Here is a 15,449-nt window from a genome sequence, read left to right on the forward strand (position 1 = left end):
TTTGAAGTTTGAGATTTCGCATTCCGACCCCATCGTACGCACCCGTGATCAGGTTTCGGCCTAGTCCGGGACCAACTACCCCTTCTCTGAAAGACAACTGAAGCACGCATGAGTCTGCCTGAAATCGCCGGACATGAATTGCAGGACCTGGTCGGCAGCGGGCGTTGCGGTGCCGTTTACCGGGCGGTCTCCACCAATGGCAAGGCCTGTGCGGTGAAGGTGTTCAGTTCGATGGCGATCAACCGGAAGGCCCTGGCGACGGCGTTCCGGGCGCTGCAGCAGATGCCGCACCACCGGGGCGTGCTGCCGGTGGAAAGTTATAGTTTTGAGAAAACCCCCTACTTCTGCGTGATGCCGCTGGTGGGGGTGATGACCAAGGACAGCCATGGACGGCGGCAATGGCAGACGCCGACGCTGGAGTCCGCCTGCAACGGGCTGCCGCCCGAGCAGGCCTGGAGACACATTTATGAAGTGGCGGACGCACTTTCCTGGCTGCACAAGCATGGAATCCCGCACGGCAACCTGCGCCCAGCGAACATCCTGCTGGAGGACGATCCGGAATCGTCGATCCGGCTGACGGACATCGCGCAGGGCTGGGTGGGGGGGATTCATCATCTGGAGCTGACGGACCACTTTGTGCATCTATGTCCGGAACAGGCGGAGAACCCGGACGGGGTTTTTGCGGGCTACGGACCTTCCTGGGATGTGTACAGCTTCGGCGTGCTGGCCTACCGCCTGCTGAACGGGGTGCTGCCACGCGGGGCGGACATGTGGCAGAGCGAGGTGGAGCGCGCGCGGCAGAAGGCGGCGTCCGGTCTGGCGGTGCAGATTGACAGCAATGCGCTGCTGCACGCGGTGAAGGCGCAGCCGAAGATCTTCTGGCCCACGGAAGCGCAGTCCAAGTGGGAGGAACGCCGCCGGGCGATCATCGAGCGGGCGCTGGATCTGAACCCGGCGGCGCGCTGGGCGGACATGCGCGAGATCGTGCGCGAGTTTGAGGTGCTGGAAAGCGACTACCTGCTGGAGGAGTCGCGGGAGCAGACGGTGCGGGAGCGGCAGAAGCAGGCGAAGAAGGTGCTCACGCTGCAGACCACGGCCATCGCGCTGCTGACGATTTTTGTGCTTTGCTTTGTGTACGCGTTCAAGACCCAGCGCAGCCTGCAGAAGGCGGAGAACACCATCTCCAACATCAATGACGTGAACAAAATGGAGAATGAGGCGCAGAACAACCGCATCTCCCTGCTGACGAGCGAGAGGGACAACGAGCACCACGCGAAGCTGGTGGCGGACCAGAACCTGCAGAACTCGCAGAACGCGGTGGACCAGTTCCTCACGCAACTGCTGCAGACGCCGACCGGGAATGAAATGGAGGCGGGCTTTCAGAAGGAGCAGCTCAAGGACGCGCTGGCGTACTGCATGCGCGGGCTGCCCGCGCTGGAGCAGTCTCCGGCGCTGGGTGTGGAGCGGCTGCGCGCGTATGGCAACATCGGCCAGCTTCACCTCAAGCTGCGCAACACCCCGCAGGCGGTGGTTTACCTGACGAAGGCGCGCGACCAGGCGGCCGAACTCATCCGCAAAGGAAACGGCGAGAGCGCGCAGTCCGCGCTCTACCAGCAGTGGCTGGGCCGGTACAGCCTGCTGCTCTCCGACATCCGCGGCCGCGAGGGGCGCCATGCGGAATCCCTGGCGCTGCTGAAGGAGGCGACGGTCAATCTGGACAAAGGGCTGGCGGCGGACCCCAAGAACCGTCTGGCACGCAATGAATGCGCGCGGGCGTGGCTGGAGTACGGCCTGCGCACGCAGCGCAATGGTGATGTGGCGGATTCCGAGCAGGCGCTGGCCCGTGTGCCGGTGATTCTGGATCCCAAAGCAATGGGGCATGAGCTGATCAACGATGAGAAGTTCATCCTGGCGCGGGCGAAGTTTGCCAAGGGCATCAGCCAGCGGGACGCGGGCAAGGTGGAAGAGGCTCTCAACACGCTGATCGATTCGGTGAAGGACATGGGCGAGCTGGTGCTGGGCAGCAGTCCGCGCAACCAGGACCAGGCGCTGCTGCTGGCCGAGGCCTACACCGAGCTGGCGGAACTGATCGGGCGTCACTTCAGCGGTTCGGACGCCAAGGAGGCGCACAATCAGGCGGTGCCGATCCTGCTGGAGCTGAACCGGCTGCTGCCTGAGTGGGCGGAGGTGAAGTACCTGCTGGCGCGCAACTACGGCGCGCTCGCCTCGCTGGCCCGGGATGCTGGAAACCCCGGTGAGGCCAGCAAGAAGAAGCAGGACGCCATCGAGCTGGTGAATGAAATCCTGGCGGATGACAAGGACAACGTGCGCTACGGATTCCTGCTGGCCAAGCTGCGCGGGGAATACGCCGAGCTGCTGGCGGACAGCAACAAGACGGCCGCCGCCATCCCGATCGCAAAGCAGGCGGTGGAGTCGCTGGAAGCCCTGATCAAGGGGCAGCCGGCGAGTGACAAGCTCACGCCGGAGAGACGCATGTGGGCCAGCCAGCTTGCCCAGCTCTATGGATCGCTGGGACACACCAGCGAGAGCGCCGGGAAGAAGACGGAGGCGAAGGCTGCTTTTGCGAACGCAGTAGCGATCTGGGAAAAACTGGCCGGCGCCATCGCCAATGATGAAGCGATCCAGACGGGGCTGAACTGGTGCAAAGGCCGTCTGGCGAAGCTGAAATGAGCCTGGAGGAAAAACAGCAGTCGCTCATCGACGACCTGAACATCATTCACGATCCGCACGAGCGCCTGAACGCCGTGGTGGCGCGCGGAAGCGCGATGAAACTGGACGAGGCGCACAAGACGGAGGCGAACCTGGTGCCCGGCTGCGTCTCGCGTGTGTGGCTGCATGGCGAGCTGGTGAACGGACGCACGCGCTTTGTCTGCGATGCCGACTCGCCGATGGTGAAAGGGCTGGCCGCGCTGCTGTGCGAGCTGTACAGCGATGCGGCCCCTGCGGAAGCAGCCGCCGTGGAGCCGCGGCTGTGGACGGCCTGCGGATTTAGCAAGATGCTTTCGCCCACGCGGCTGAACGGTCTGGGCGGCATGCGCGGGAAGATCCGTGCGATGGCACAGCAGTTTCTCAACTCAACGTCCGCCGTCTGCCCGCCTTCTCCTCACTCCTGATCATGCTCCGTCTGCAAAACTTTCATGGCGCCGAACTGGCACCGCACATTGATGCCCTCGGTGCGCTGCGCATCGCGGTGTTCCATGAGTATCCGTATTTGTATGTGGGCAACCTGGAGAATGAGCGGGACTATCTGGGCACTTATGTGAGGTCTGCCGGGAGCCTGGTGGTGCTGGTGTTTGACGGGGACCGGGTGGTGGGAGCGACGACGTGCCTGCCGATGGTGGATGAGGGGCCGGAGTTTAAGGCGGCGTTTGAGCAGGCAGGATATGATCTCTCGAAGATCTGCTATTTTGGCGAATCGATCCTGCTGCCGGAGTATCGCGGCCAGGGCCTGGGCAAGGAGTTCTTTGTGCGGCGTGAGGCGCATGCGAAGGCGCTGGGAATGACGCGCAGTGCTTTCTGTGCGGTGGACCGCGCTGCTCAGCATCCGCTCAGGCCGGAGGGTTATCGTGAGCTGAATGAGTTCTGGCGCGGCCAGGGTTATGTGAAGCGACCGGAGCTGCAGGCCACGTTTGTGTGGAAGGAGATCGGGGAGGAGGCGGAGTCGCCGAAGACGCTGACGTTTTGGGTGAAGGAGCTGGGGTGAGGAGGGGAGATGCCGGATTGCAGGGAGAGCTGAATTTTGCACCGCAGAAATTTTCCGGAGGGAGGCATGCCACGGGCGTGGACCTGCCACGTTGAGTCTACGAAGAACACGCGGGATCTGCGGCGGCGAGCGGTGAGACGCTGCTGGAGGGCGCGGTGTGGTGGAGAAGGCGATGGGTTTGCTCTCCGGATTTGGGCGTGCTTTCCAGGGGTGGCGCTCGCTACGCGAGCTGACCCCTGGCTACCCGCTGTGATCCCTCCGGGATCATCGAACCAGCTATGTGATTGAACACACACACACCATGTTGCGCCCTCGTTGCAATTGGTCATCCAGTGGAGAGAAGCTGGATTTGTCCTCGGCTGTTTGACTTCGCCTATCTCCCTTTCACTACGGCTCTTCGGGATCGTTGAAGAGGCATGCTCTCCAGGATCCTTTGAAGGACCGCCCTTATCGGAGGCTGAGGCGCGAATTATTTCTGCTCGGGCCAGTTGAGCTGTTTGTGGAGGAAGCTGAAGGTGCCTTTACCGTTGATGGTGTGGCCGCCGTTGAAGAATTCGATCTCGGTGCTGTCCTCCTTGCCGAACTGCGCGTAGAGCCAGCGAGTCTTGGCATATTCATAGGCGACCCAGGGGTCGATGGAGACGCCGTCGTGATGGCCGCGCTCAACCATGAAAGGGCGCGGGAACATGAGGTAGGTGAGCTCGGCGTAGCTGAAGGTGCTGCCCATGTTGAAGTAGGGCATCTCCCATTCGTCGGTGAACATGAAGCTGTGCTTGTCCTCGGTGCTGGCCACCTTGCGGGTCCAGTCGTTGAAGTCGCCGGAGCAGATGGAGAGGCAGTAGCCGTCCAGCAGCGGAGGAATGCGCACGGCGGATTCGCCGCCGTAGCTGAGACCGTAAAAGCCGATGCGTTTGGCATCCACCTGCGGGAGTTCGGCGAGCCATTTGAGCCACTGCTCGTGATGGCGGAGCATGACGGAGAACATGGAGGCCTTCACGGTATTGCCCTTGCGGGAGAGGGTGCGGTACTGCTCCTCCTCCTTGTACAAATTGTGCGGGGCAAGGGTGATGAAACCGCGCTCGGCGAGGTGGGCGGCGAAGTCATGGTAGGCGGGCTTGTCGCCTTCGATGACGTCCTCCGGCACGCCGTGGCGGCCGTGCTGGCAGACGACGACGGGGCGCTTCTCTCCGGGCTGGAGATCTTTGGGCAGGAGCAGGACGCCCCAGGCGAAACCTTCGCCACCGACGTCGAGCACGACTTCATAGCCGGTCCATTTGGGCTTGTCGTAAATCTTGCGGGTGCGGGGCTTCGGCGTGGGCAGCGGTGAATCAATTCTGCCGATCACTTCGTCCCAGAAGGTTTTGCGGAAGTCCTTCGTGGCTGCGATGAACTTGTCGGGCTTCTTGTCGGCAAACTGGGCGTAGGTCCAGGCTTCGTTGCGGAACTCGGGCATGGCCTTGTAGAGAAAGAAGTCATTGCGGATCTGATCCGAGCCGCGGATGAGGCGCTGCAGGTGGGCCTCGATCTCCTTCATCTGCGCGAACTGGCGCACGGACGGCACGTAGGTCTGGCGGAGGTTCTGCGGCAGCTCGCGGGAGAGGCCCATGTTGATGTCGGTCTTGAGGAGCCTGGCGAGTGCATTGGCTGCGGCGGCGTCACTGCTGACCAGGGAACGACGCTGGAGACTCTGAGGCACGAGGGTGTCGATGCGCAGGTACTCCTCCTGCACCTCGTCAAATTCAGGCGTGCTGAGCCTTCCGGGCGCGGCCTGGCTTTTCTTGCCTTTGGGCTCCGGAGGTCCGTCCACATCGGGCTCGTTGGCGTACTGGATGACGAGGCCGCGCGGGGCGATGAGCGTGGCGATCTCAGCATCGCCAAATTCTGTGAGCAGGCCCCAGACATTGCGATAGAGAGGCTCGCGCCAGGTGCGCTGGCGGGACTTGAAGTAACCGCTGACGAGCGCGGCGTCGATGCGGGGATCCACAGCGGCGGCGTACATGGCGATGAGACCGCCTTCGCCGTAGCCTGCGACGCCGATCTGATCATGACGGTGAATGTTGATCCAGTCCACGAGGGCGAGCACCTTCTGAACTTCATAGCCGATGATGTGACGGCCCATCATGTAAGCCTGCCGGTGAAGCCACTCACGGTGCGGCATGTTGGTCATGAGGATGGCCTGATTGCCGGAACCGGCGTCGCTGCGATTGATCAAGACGGGGACGATGACCGCGAAACCGTTTTCCACGAAACGACGGGCGATCTGCGCCTCCGCAGGAACGCCGGAAACCAGGCCCGCGATCTGCTCCGGAGTCTGATCTGCATCAGGAATGGCGATGATGTAACCGCGGGGCTGGCCTTTGGGCTCCAGCAGGAGGCCTTCTCCGGAAACCTGCTCGAGCACGGGCCAGCGGACCTGATAGACGCGGTAGGTCTTGGTCTTGCCCACGAGGGCGAGATTGGTCTCGTCGCCGTAGCGCTCCAGAGCGACAGGCACACGTTTGTCCCGCAGGCCGATGATGTGTTTGAAACGCTCGCGGTTCTCGTGGATGGACTCTGCGTAGGCTTGCGGGGAGGAGAGATTGCGGTGCCAGTGCTTCGCGCGTGTTTTGAGCGAGTCGGCAATGAGCTGGTCCATGTCCTCCAGCGCAGCCGCGTGCATCTGCTCGGAGATGTCGCCATCTTTGATGAGCGGCTGCGTGTCTGGCAGAGTTTCCGGCTGCTGGGCCAGTGCGCGCGCTCCGAGGAGGAGGGTGGCAAAAACGAGCGGAAGTTTCATGGGGAATCAATCAACTCTCAACGTGCGAGTCTTGCAAGCGGGACGGAATTGTGAACAAGCCGAGTGGCAGGCGGCATTTGGCCGAGGGGGCGAGCTGCTTATGCCGCGCTGGGTGAGCGATCGTCGAAGGATCAGGGCCGGACCCAGTCGTCGGGGCAGTCGAAGGTTTTGATGACTTTGGCGGGGATGCCGGCGGCGATGCTGCGCGGGGGGATGGCGCCGCGCACGATGGCGCCGGCGGCGATGATGGAATGATCTCCGATGGTGCTGCCGGGAAGGATCATGGCGCGGGCGCCGATCCAGACGTTTTTGCCAACGGTGACGCTCTCCGAATGAACGGGTGTGGAGGGATCGATGGGGTGGAAATCGGTGTCGTAGACGACGGCCCAATCGGCGATTTTGACGTACGGCCCGAGGGTGATGGAGATGGAGCAGCAGATGTTTACACCGTCATTGATGAAGCAGCCGTCGCCGATGGTGAGGGTGGCGTTTTTGAGAACGTCGATCCTGGTTTTGGTGCGGAAGGACCGGAAGCAAACGCCGCTGCCGAGGCGAAAGGTGCCGAGATTGCGAATGACCGGCCAGCGACCGCTCACATACCCTTTGCCCGCGATGACGACTTTCTTAATCCGGCAGTAGGCTGGAAAAAGGCGCCCAGGAATGGAGGACAGTCGATTGAGGATGTTCATCGTAATGGGTCGTCGCTATCGTCAGGCCGGGGACATGCTGCCGCCCGACCTTATCAACGACACAAGCTCAGGCCGTTTTTTCCGAAGCGCTGCTAAGACAACCCTTAAAGGCTGAGTCCACCTCCGACTCCGCGGCGGCGATTTTCGATTTTTGAAGTGCCGATCTGGAGTCGGCCGCCTTCACACGGAGGCTGCCGCGGCGTGCTCCTTCAGATGGCGGTCGAGCTCATACTTGCCGAGCGCGAGGGCACCGAGAAGGCCTGAGCGGGCGCCGAGGCCGGGGGCGACGATGAAGTCATCGATGCTGCGGCCGAGTTCGGGGACGCGGAGGTAGCCGTTGTTGAGCTTGTGAAGCTGACCGCGAATGAGCGGCAGGATATGCTCCTGGCTCATGACGCCGCCGCCGAGAATGATGCGCTTCGGGCAGATGCTGAGGGTGAGATTGAGCAAGGCGTGCGCCATGACGTCTGCGACCTCCTCCCAGGCGGGGTGGTCGGGAGGGAGGGCCTCCGCCTTGACACCCCAGCGGGACGCGAGGGCGGGACCGCAGATGTAACCTTCGACGCAGCTCTTGTGAAAGGGGCAGTGGCAGGCCTGCTGGATGGCGGAGGAGTTCTGCGGAGGCGGCACTAGGAGATGGCCGATCTCGGGATGAAGCAGGCCGTGGAGGAGCTGGCCATTGACCAGGACGCCGCCGCCCACGCCGGTGCCGACGGTGATGTAGATGAGAGGATCCGTGTCCTGCCCGGCGCCCCAGAGGTATTCGCCGAGGACGGCGGCATTGACGTCGGTGTCCCAGGCGACGGGGACGTGGTAGCGGTCCTGGAGCTTGGGGACGATGTTGGTGAACTGCCAGCCGGGCTTGGGCGTGGAGGTGATGTAGCCGTAGGTCTCGCTTTTCCTGTCGAGATCGATGGGGCCGAAGGAGCCGATGCCGATGGCGGCGATGGAGCCGTACTTCGACTTGGCCATGGAGAGGAAGCGGGTGACGCCCGCGAGGGTGTCTTCCGGCGTGGTGGTGGGGATGCGGGTGACATCCCGCATGTCGTGAGGGCCGGTGCCGACAGCGCAGACGAACTTGGTGCCGCCGGCCTCGATGGCGGCGATGAGAGGGGCTTCTTCGCTCATGATTGCGGACGCACGGCGGCGGAGTCCCGGATGCCGAGGCTGGAGTAGATCTCGCGCGTGGCGTGGGATTTGTTGAGGGTGTAGAAATGGATGCCGTCCACGCCGTGGTCGAGGAGGTCGCGGCACTGCTCGGTGGCGTAGTGGACGCCGACCTTCTGCACTGCTGCCTCGTCATTGCCGCAACGCTGGATGGCGCGCAGCAGCTTGGCAGGATAACGGGCACCGGCGGCGAGCTCGGCCATGCGGCGCATGCCGGAGGCGCTGGTGATGGGCATGATGCCGGCGATGATGGGGATGTTGATACCGGCGAGCTGGCAGCGCTCGCGGAAGTCGTAGAAGTCGTGGTTGTCGAAGAAGAGCTGGGTGCAGATGTAGTCGGCACCGGCATCGACCTTGGCCTTGAGGTAGTCCATTTCCAGAACGCGGTTGGGCGTGGTGGGATGGCCTTCGGGGAAACCGGCGACGCCGATGCCGAAGCCGCGCGGGTCAGGATGCGCGCCGGTGTCGATGAATTTGCGGATGAAGGCCACCAGGTCAGCCGCGTGCTGGAAGGCGTCCTTGGCGCGGTCGTAGTTGGCGAGGTTCCGGGGAGGATCGCCGCCGAGGGCGAGGATGTTGCTGACGCCCGCTTCTGCGTAACGCTCCAGAATGGACTCAATGTCTCCCTCGCTGTGGCAAACACAGGTGAGGTGCGGGACGGGGTCGAGCGTGGTGGTCTTTTTGATGCGGACCACGAGGTCGTGCGTCAGCTCGCGGGTGGAGCCGCCCGCGCCGTAGGTGACGCTGACAAAGGAGGGCTTGAAGGCCTCCAGCTCGCCGATGGTCTGATACAGCGCCTCGGAAGCCTCCGCCGTTTTGGGCGGGAAGAATTCAAACGAGAGCGTGGGACGCTGGGCTTTGAGAATGTCGGCGATGTGCATCGAGTGCGGTTTCTTTGTTCCCGGTTCTCTGTTCTCTGTTCCCGGTTTATCTGTTCCCTGTTTATCAGGCGAGGTGCTCGCCTTTGAGGACGTCTTCGAGGGTCTGGCGCTCGCGGACAACGGTGGCCTTGTCGCCATCGACGAGGATCTCGGCGGGCATGGGGCGGGTGTTGTAGTTTGAGGCCATGGTGAAGCCGTAGGCACCGGCGCTGAGGACGGCGAGGTATTCGCCTTCTTTGACGAGGGGGATTTCGCGGTTCTGGGCGAGGAAGTCGCCAGACTCGCAGATGGGGCCGACGACATCCACTTTCTCGACGGTGGCGTCCGCGGGCTGCTTCAGCGGAACGATCTGGTGCCAGCCTTCATAGAGCGTGGGGCGGATGAGGTCATTCATGCCGGCATCGACGATCTTGAAGGTCTTGGCGGAGCCGCGCTTTTCATAGAGCACCTTGGTGAGCATGGTGCCGGCATTGCCGACCATGAAGCGGCCGGGCTCGCACAGAATGCGGAGGCCGAGAGGCTCAAGGTGGGGGACGACGGCCTCGGCGTAGGCCTGGATGGTGAGGGGGTGGACCTCGGCGTTTTCCTGCCACCAGGTGACATCGCCGGAGTCGAGGCTCTGCTTGTAGTTGATGCCGATGCCGCCGCCGATGCTAAAGAACTCGATGCCGTACTTCTGCTTCACCTGGGTGACGAGGGGGATGACCTTCTGCACGGCCTCAAGGAAGGGCGCGACATTGGTGAGCTGCGAGCCGATGTGCATCTGCAGGCCTTTGATGACCAGGTTTGGGCACTCGGAGGCGACGCGGGCGTAGACGTCGAGGATCTGGTCGAAGTCGATGCCGAATTTGTTTTCGCTCTTGCCGGTGGTGATTTTGGCGTGGGTCTTGGCATCCACGTTGGGATTCACGCGGACAGCGACAGGGGCCTTCATGCCGAGCTCGCCGGCGACCTGATTGATGTAATGCAGCTCGGCCTCGGACTCGGCATTGAAGCTGTAGATGCCCTGCTTGAGGGCGTACTCGATTTCATCGCGGGTTTTGCCGACGCCGGCGAAGGTGCACTTGGCGGGATCGCCACCGGCCTTGATGACGCGGTAGAGCTCACCGGCGGAGACGATGTCGAAACCGCCGCCGAGTTTGGCGATGGTGCTGAGGACGGCGATGTTGGAGTTGGCCTTCACCGCATAGCAGATGAGGTGGTTCAGCTTGGCCAGGGAGGCGTCCAGACGGGTGTAGTGGCCGGTGATGGTGGCCTTTGAATACACGTAGAGAGGCGTGCCGTGTTTCTCGGCAAGGGACTGCAGGGGGACGTTTTCGGCGAATAACTGGCCTTGGTGGTAGCGGAAGCTGTGCATAAGCGGGCCGCGTAGATAGGCGGGAATCAGCCCGGTGCAACTCTGCTAAGGTTCAACTGGGACGCATTTCCACGAGTTTCCGGCCGGAGGAGAGCATGTCCACCAGCCACTGGCGCATGGCTTTGAAGCCCCGAAGGAGGGCGCCATCCACGACCTCCTGGCAGCCGAAGCGGCGGGCGATGTCTTCCTCCACCCGGCGGTAACGCGGGAGGAGGATGAGGGTGCTGCGCGGCGTGGCGGCGACCTCGTCTGGACGGTGGGCGAGCGAGGGATGCAGCAGACCTTTGTAGATGACCATGCCGGCGTCCGGCACGGGAATGCGGCGTTCCGGAAGAACCAGCCAGGGGTGGTAGGTGAGGACAGGGGTGCCGGAGGGGTCCTGCCTGAGCCTGACCATGGTGCGCACGGGGACCCCCTGAGTGCGGCGGGCGAGGAAGCCTTTCACGCCACCTTCGAGATCGGTGGCGGCGGCGCGTTTGTTGAGCAGGAAATCGCGGCCCATGAGAGTGCCGAAGAGAGTGAGGCGGAAGGACCAGCCCGCGAAGAGGAGGCCGATGAGGATGAGGACGAGCGAGACGGCGGCACCGGCATAGGGATGGATGAGGGTGGCGCCGGCGACGAGGGCCATGAGGGAGAGTTTCACGAGCTTGAGGCCGGCATCGACAATGCCGAAGGGCGAGAGGGCGATGAGGACATTGATGGCGTGAGAGCTGAGCCAGACGACCAAGAAGGCCACGATGGCGACCGGGATGGAGATCCAGGGAGTGTGGACGCTGAAGTCGATGAGGCTGGCCAGGGGCATGACGGCGAGGCCGGAGCCCGCGAATTCATTCAAGGCCTGGGGCTGCGCTTTTTCAAAGTGGGCCATGGCGAGGGCCACGAGGGGGACAAAACCGACGCTGGCGACGAGGGCGCTCACTTTGTTTTCGAAGAGCTCCAAGAAGTCGAGGGGCTTTTTGACGAGCGCCGGGGCGGCGGCGCCCAGGAAGTCTTTGAGGAAGCAGATGGCAAGAAGGACGAGGCCGGTGCCCCAGACGCCAGGGTGGCAGTACCACGGCAGGCGATGGCGCAGGTGGGGCTCCGTTTTGTAATAAGTCCACACGCCCATGACGCTGACGCCCATGAGGGGACTGATGGCGACGCCGGTGATCTCGGAGATGCCCTGGGAAAGGCTGACGCCGGGGAGAAGCATGGACTCCTTGAGCTTGGCGGCGGGGGCGGGGGCGGGGTCCGTGGCGGGCGGGGCCGCGTGGAGAAGTGAGCTGCCCAACAGCAAGGCAAACAGGGTGACGAATAGGCGGCGCGTGAACGAGGGATTCATGGCGGGTGCGGGTTGGGTTGGCCACTATCATGCACACGAATGCCGCCGGGGCACGGCACAATCGGGGGCGGGGTTTGTAACCGCTGGTGCTTCTAGCACCGGTTGGGACGAGAAGATGGCTGCGGGTGTCTGCCACCTGCTGCGGGCTCGGAGGCCCGCGCTCCTGGGCGCTGGGCTTTCCAAAGGCTGTGGTGCGTTTGAAAGCGGCGATGCTGCCGGACTCTGTCTTACTTGCCGAGCGCCTTGGTGATTTCTGCGGCGACCTGCTGGGCGAGGTACTCGCTGCCGGCGGCGGAGTAATGCACGTCGTGCGGGTTTTGCAGCGTGGCGAGCTTGGGGGTGATGTGGGCGTTGAGGTCGTCGATGGCGACGCCGTTTTCAGTCATCACTTTGGCGGCGATTTCGTTGTATTCTTTGACCTGGCCGAACTTGCGGGGTGGATTGAGGTCGCCGTCGGGGATGGGGGTGGTGGTGGCCCAGATGAGCTTGGCGCCGGTCTTCTTCAAAGTAGCGACGAGGCTGCGGAGATTGGCCTCGTAGTCGGCGGGCTCGACCTGGCGTTTGCCATCGGGCATGAACTTGAGGTCGTGGATGCCCCAGTTGAAGTGGATGACGTCCCATTTGCTGGTGCCGAGCCATTTGGCGATGTTTGCCACGCCGTTTTTAGTAGGGCCGCCATTGGTGGGAATGCGGTGGACGTTGGCCTTGCCCTCCAGGAGCTTCCGCACGGGGAGGGTGTAGCCGATGGAGATGGAGTCGCCGATGAGCAGGACGCGCGGGAGGCCCGCGACATCCTGGATGGGGTCCATCGCGGGACTGGGCGGACGCTTGGCCTTGGCGGGCTGCTGCGCGGAGGCACTGACGAGGATGAGAAGGAATGCGAGAGCGGTGGTGAGGCGGTTCATGGAACTGCCTTCACTGCCCCAGAGCGCTCAATCTTTCAGACGATCTCGACGCCGACCTGGCCGCTGTTGTCCATCTCGCCAATGATTTTGGCGTTCTTGCCGCAGGTGAGGGCTTTGTCGGCGTCTGCCGCGGAGACGATGGCGACCCAGCCGAGGCCCATGTTGAAGGTGTCGATGGCGTCCTTTTTGTCGGCGTGGCGGAGGACCTTCTGCACGACGTCGTTTTGCCAGAAGGGGATGCGCAGATTGGCGCCGAGACCGCGCTTGAGGAACATGCGGCCAAGGTTTTCGGGGAGGCCGCCGCCGGTGATGTGGGCCATGGCCTTCGGGCGGATGCCTGCGGCTTTGAGAGCGGCGGGCTGCTCATGATAAAGCAGCGTGGGCAGCAGGAGGGTGCGCATTTCGTCCTCGCTGAACTGGATGTTTTCCTTCTCGATGATGCGGCGGACGAGGCTGAAGCCATTGGCGTGGAAGCCGGCGCTGGGCCAGCCGATGAGGACGTCGCCCGCGGCGATGGTGCCGGGATCAAGCAGGTCTTCCTTTTCGCAGGCGCCGATGGCGAAGCCGCTGAGCTCGACCATGCCTTCGGGCACCATGCCGGGCATTTCGGCCGTTTCACCGCCAGCGAGGATGCAATTGCAGGCCTCGAGGTATTCGGTCATGCCGGCGATGATGCGGGTGATCTGGGTCTTCTGGATCTTGGGGATGCCCACGTAGTCGAGGAACATGATGGGGTCCGCACCGGTGGTGAGGACATCGTTCACGTTCATGGCGACGAGGTCTTTGCCGGCGGCTTCGAGCTGGTCGTGCTTGAGGAGGAGCTCGATCTTGGTGCCGACGCCGTCGCATCCGGTGAGGATGATGGGGTGCTTGTAGCCGCTGAGGTCGTAGGCGGCGGCGAAGAGGCCGAAGGGATTGGCCAGCTTCCGCTTCTGCTGGGTGCGCTTCACCAGGACGCCGATGTCATCGACGAGCGATGCTGCTTCGTGGATGTCGACGCCGGCTTGTTTGTAGGTGTGTGCGGAGGAGCTGCTCATGGAAAAAAGGTGGCCTGCTGACTAGCCCGAAAGCGGGTGGGGCTCAAACGGAAACTTGGCGGGCGGGGGAGGCGCCCTCCCCTGCCCTGCGGGAACGATTTGGGTGGCCGACGCAAGGGCGGCGATCTGGCGACGTAGGTTGTTCAGCCTCCTGCCTTTACGCGCATGAAAACCGGCCTCCCCCCACCCACGAGCATTTCACAGGCTTTCAGCCCGGCGGGCGGCGATTTGCTGCGCGTCGGCTCGACCCGGCGGGGCTTTTTGCAGACGGGGCTCGCCGGACTGGCGGGGATTTCCCTGCCCTCTCTCTTTCAGCAGCAGGCGCTGGCCGCAGCGGCGGGACAGGTGACGCGGAAGACGAATGTGGTGCTCTTCTGGCTCTCGGGCGGACCGAGCCACATCGACATGTGGGATCCGAAACCGGAGGCGCCGAGCGAGATCCGCGGTCCCTTTGGGCACATCCCGACGAAGGTGCCGGGGATTCATGTGTGCGAGCATCTGCCGCTGACGGCGAAGATCATGGACCGGCTGACGCTGGTGCGCTCGGTGGACTGCAGCGCGAGCGATCACACGCCCATCACCATGCAGGCCTGCAACCCGCTGGCACGGCGCACGAATGACGGGCGCGATGGCGGCGGCTATCCATCCATGGGCTCGATCGCCGCGAAGTTTCGCGGGGCCAATGCGCCGGGCATTCCAGGGTATGTGGCGCTGGCGGATTCACTGCCCGCCGACATCTGGGGCGCGGGCCACATGGGCAATGCCTTCAATCCGGTGAGCGGCAAGGATCTGGCGGGGCGGCTCAAACTGGTGGACGGGCTGAGCCTTGAACGCCTTGGCAACCGCCGTGAGCTGGCGGAGCAAATGGACCAGTGGAAGCGCGGCATTGGCGCGAATGAGTCCATCGCCTCAGCAGACCACTTCACGCAGCAGGCTTATGAAGTGCTGATGGCGGGCAGTGCGCAGCGGGCGCTGAATCTGGAGGAAGAACCTGCCGCGATGCGGGACCGATACGGGCGCGACAGCATCGGCGAAAAGGCGCTGCTAGCGCGGAGGCTCATCGAAGCGGGCTCCACCTTTGTGACCGTGAGCGGTGCGTGGGGCTATTTTGACCACCATGGCGATGAGGTGAAGTGGGGCGGCATCAAGAAAGGCCTCACACCGCTGCTGCCGAGTGTGGACCGCACGCTGCATGCCATTGTCACTGATCTCGAAGACCGTGGGCTGCTGGACAGCACGCTGATTCTGATGATGGGCGAGTTTGGACGCAGTCCGGTGATCAACAAAAATGCGGGCCGCGACCACTGGCCGCGTGTGATGTCGATGGTGATGGCGGGCGGTGGCTTGCGCCATGGACAGGTGATCGGCAGCACGGACAAGCATGGCGGAGAGATCGACTCCCGCCGCGTGGCGCCGGGAGATCTCGCCGCGACGGTGTTTCACCATCTGGGAATCGAACAGAATACGAACTGGATCGATCCGCAGGGCCGCCCGCGACCGATCGTGCATGAGGGTGGCAGGGTGATGGCGGAGCTGCTGTGAAGCGGCTGCCGCAGCGCTGGGTGGCGCGCCCGGAACCGGCTGCTGCGAAG

The 15,449-nt window shown here is 63.4% G+C and carries 12 protein-coding genes; 4 read left to right on the forward strand and 8 right to left on the reverse strand.

What is annotated here, in order from left to right:
- Nucleotides 1-108 precede the first annotated feature (108 nt).
- From ACILSQ_RS11475 to ACILSQ_RS11485, 3 genes are read left to right on the forward strand one after another with little or no spacing between them, the layout of a single operon-like run.
- The gene (locus ACILSQ_RS11475) at nt 109-2,691 is read left to right on the forward strand and encodes a protein kinase domain-containing protein (protein WP_395743765.1); all 2,583 of its coding nucleotides are present in this window, start codon (nt 109-111) and stop codon (nt 2,689-2,691) included.
- A complete protein-coding gene (locus tag ACILSQ_RS11480) occupies nt 2,688-3,134 on the forward strand; it encodes a SufE family protein (protein WP_395743766.1) in 447 nt (148 codons plus the stop codon). Before ACILSQ_RS11475 ends, ACILSQ_RS11480 begins: the two co-directional genes overlap by 4 nt.
- A 2-nt stretch (nt 3,135-3,136) precedes the next feature.
- Nucleotides 3,137-3,724 carry a GNAT family N-acetyltransferase gene (locus ACILSQ_RS11485; protein ID WP_395743767.1) on the forward strand — a complete coding sequence of 196 codons (588 nt, stop codon included), beginning with the start codon at nt 3,137-3,139 and terminating at the stop codon, nt 3,722-3,724.
- A gap of 469 nt (nt 3,725-4,193) precedes the next feature.
- Here ACILSQ_RS11485 and ACILSQ_RS11490 read toward each other — a convergent pair whose 3' ends face one another.
- The 8 genes from ACILSQ_RS11490 to purM all read right to left on the reverse strand — a co-directional run bounded on the left by ACILSQ_RS11490 (nt 4,194) and on the right by purM (nt 13,857).
- Complete coding sequence (locus ACILSQ_RS11490; protein ID WP_395743768.1) at nt 4,194-6,500, reverse strand: dienelactone hydrolase family protein; 2,307 nt, start codon at nt 6,498-6,500, stop codon at nt 4,194-4,196.
- Between the two features lie 131 nt (nt 6,501-6,631).
- Nucleotides 6,632-7,189 carry an acyltransferase gene (locus tag ACILSQ_RS11495; RefSeq protein WP_395743769.1) on the reverse strand — a complete coding sequence of 186 codons (558 nt, stop codon included), beginning with the start codon at nt 7,187-7,189 and terminating at the stop codon, nt 6,632-6,634.
- 180 nt (nt 7,190-7,369) lie between these two features.
- Nucleotides 7,370-8,317, reverse strand: coding sequence for an ROK family protein (locus ACILSQ_RS11500; RefSeq protein ID WP_395743770.1), 948 nt, complete (start codon nt 8,315-8,317; stop codon nt 7,370-7,372).
- Entirely contained in the window at nt 8,314-9,237 is a 924-nt protein-coding gene (gene metF, locus ACILSQ_RS11505) for a methylenetetrahydrofolate reductase [NAD(P)H] (RefSeq protein ID WP_395743771.1), read from the reverse strand. Before metF ends, ACILSQ_RS11500 begins: the two co-directional genes overlap by 4 nt.
- 64 nt (nt 9,238-9,301) lie before the next feature.
- Nucleotides 9,302-10,594, reverse strand: coding sequence for a diaminopimelate decarboxylase (gene lysA, locus ACILSQ_RS11510; protein WP_395743772.1), 1,293 nt, complete (start codon nt 10,592-10,594; stop codon nt 9,302-9,304).
- A gap of 52 nt (nt 10,595-10,646) precedes the next feature.
- Nucleotides 10,647-11,915 carry a hypothetical protein gene (locus tag ACILSQ_RS11515; RefSeq protein WP_395743773.1) on the reverse strand — a complete coding sequence of 423 codons (1,269 nt, stop codon included), beginning with the start codon at nt 11,913-11,915 and terminating at the stop codon, nt 10,647-10,649.
- 227 nt (nt 11,916-12,142) lie between these two features.
- Entirely contained in the window at nt 12,143-12,820 is a 678-nt protein-coding gene (locus ACILSQ_RS11520; RefSeq protein ID WP_395743774.1) for an SGNH/GDSL hydrolase family protein, read from the reverse strand.
- 35 nt (nt 12,821-12,855) lie between these two features.
- Nucleotides 12,856-13,857, reverse strand: coding sequence for a phosphoribosylformylglycinamidine cyclo-ligase (gene purM / locus ACILSQ_RS11525; RefSeq protein WP_395743775.1), 1,002 nt, complete (start codon nt 13,855-13,857; stop codon nt 12,856-12,858).
- A 165-nt stretch (nt 13,858-14,022) separates the two neighbouring features.
- Between purM and ACILSQ_RS11530 the strand changes: the two genes are divergently transcribed.
- Nucleotides 14,023-15,399, forward strand: coding sequence for a DUF1501 domain-containing protein (locus ACILSQ_RS11530; protein ID WP_395743776.1), 1,377 nt, complete (start codon nt 14,023-14,025; stop codon nt 15,397-15,399).
- Nucleotides 15,400-15,449 lie beyond the last annotated feature (50 nt).

This window comes from Prosthecobacter sp., from assembly GCF_044227185.1.
GTDB lineage: Bacteria > Verrucomicrobiota > Verrucomicrobiia > Verrucomicrobiales > Verrucomicrobiaceae > Prosthecobacter.

Excerpts from the sequence above, each read along its gene's own strand:
- ACILSQ_RS11475 (WP_395743765.1), top strand. The coding sequence starts at position 109 with ATGAGTCTGCCTGAAATCGCCGGACATGAATTGCAGGACCTGGTCGGC.
- ACILSQ_RS11480 (WP_395743766.1), top strand. The coding sequence starts at position 2,688 with ATGAGCCTGGAGGAAAAACAGCAGTCGCTCATCGACGACCTGAACATC.
- ACILSQ_RS11485 (WP_395743767.1), top strand. The coding sequence starts at position 3,137 with ATGCTCCGTCTGCAAAACTTTCATGGCGCCGAACTGGCACCGCACATT.
- ACILSQ_RS11490 (WP_395743768.1), bottom strand. The coding sequence starts at position 6,500 with ATGAAACTTCCGCTCGTTTTTGCCACCCTCCTCCTCGGAGCGCGCGCA.
- ACILSQ_RS11495 (WP_395743769.1), bottom strand. The coding sequence starts at position 7,189 with ATGAACATCCTCAATCGACTGTCCTCCATTCCTGGGCGCCTTTTTCCA.
- ACILSQ_RS11500 (WP_395743770.1), bottom strand. The coding sequence starts at position 8,317 with ATGAGCGAAGAAGCCCCTCTCATCGCCGCCATCGAGGCCGGCGGCACC.
- metF (WP_395743771.1), bottom strand. The coding sequence starts at position 9,237 with ATGCACATCGCCGACATTCTCAAAGCCCAGCGTCCCACGCTCTCGTTT.
- lysA (WP_395743772.1), bottom strand. The coding sequence starts at position 10,594 with ATGCACAGCTTCCGCTACCACCAAGGCCAGTTATTCGCCGAAAACGTC.
- ACILSQ_RS11515 (WP_395743773.1), bottom strand. The coding sequence starts at position 11,915 with ATGAATCCCTCGTTCACGCGCCGCCTATTCGTCACCCTGTTTGCCTTG.
- ACILSQ_RS11520 (WP_395743774.1), bottom strand. The coding sequence starts at position 12,820 with ATGAACCGCCTCACCACCGCTCTCGCATTCCTTCTCATCCTCGTCAGT.
- purM (WP_395743775.1), bottom strand. The coding sequence starts at position 13,857 with ATGAGCAGCTCCTCCGCACACACCTACAAACAAGCCGGCGTCGACATC.
- ACILSQ_RS11530 (WP_395743776.1), top strand. The coding sequence starts at position 14,023 with ATGAAAACCGGCCTCCCCCCACCCACGAGCATTTCACAGGCTTTCAGC.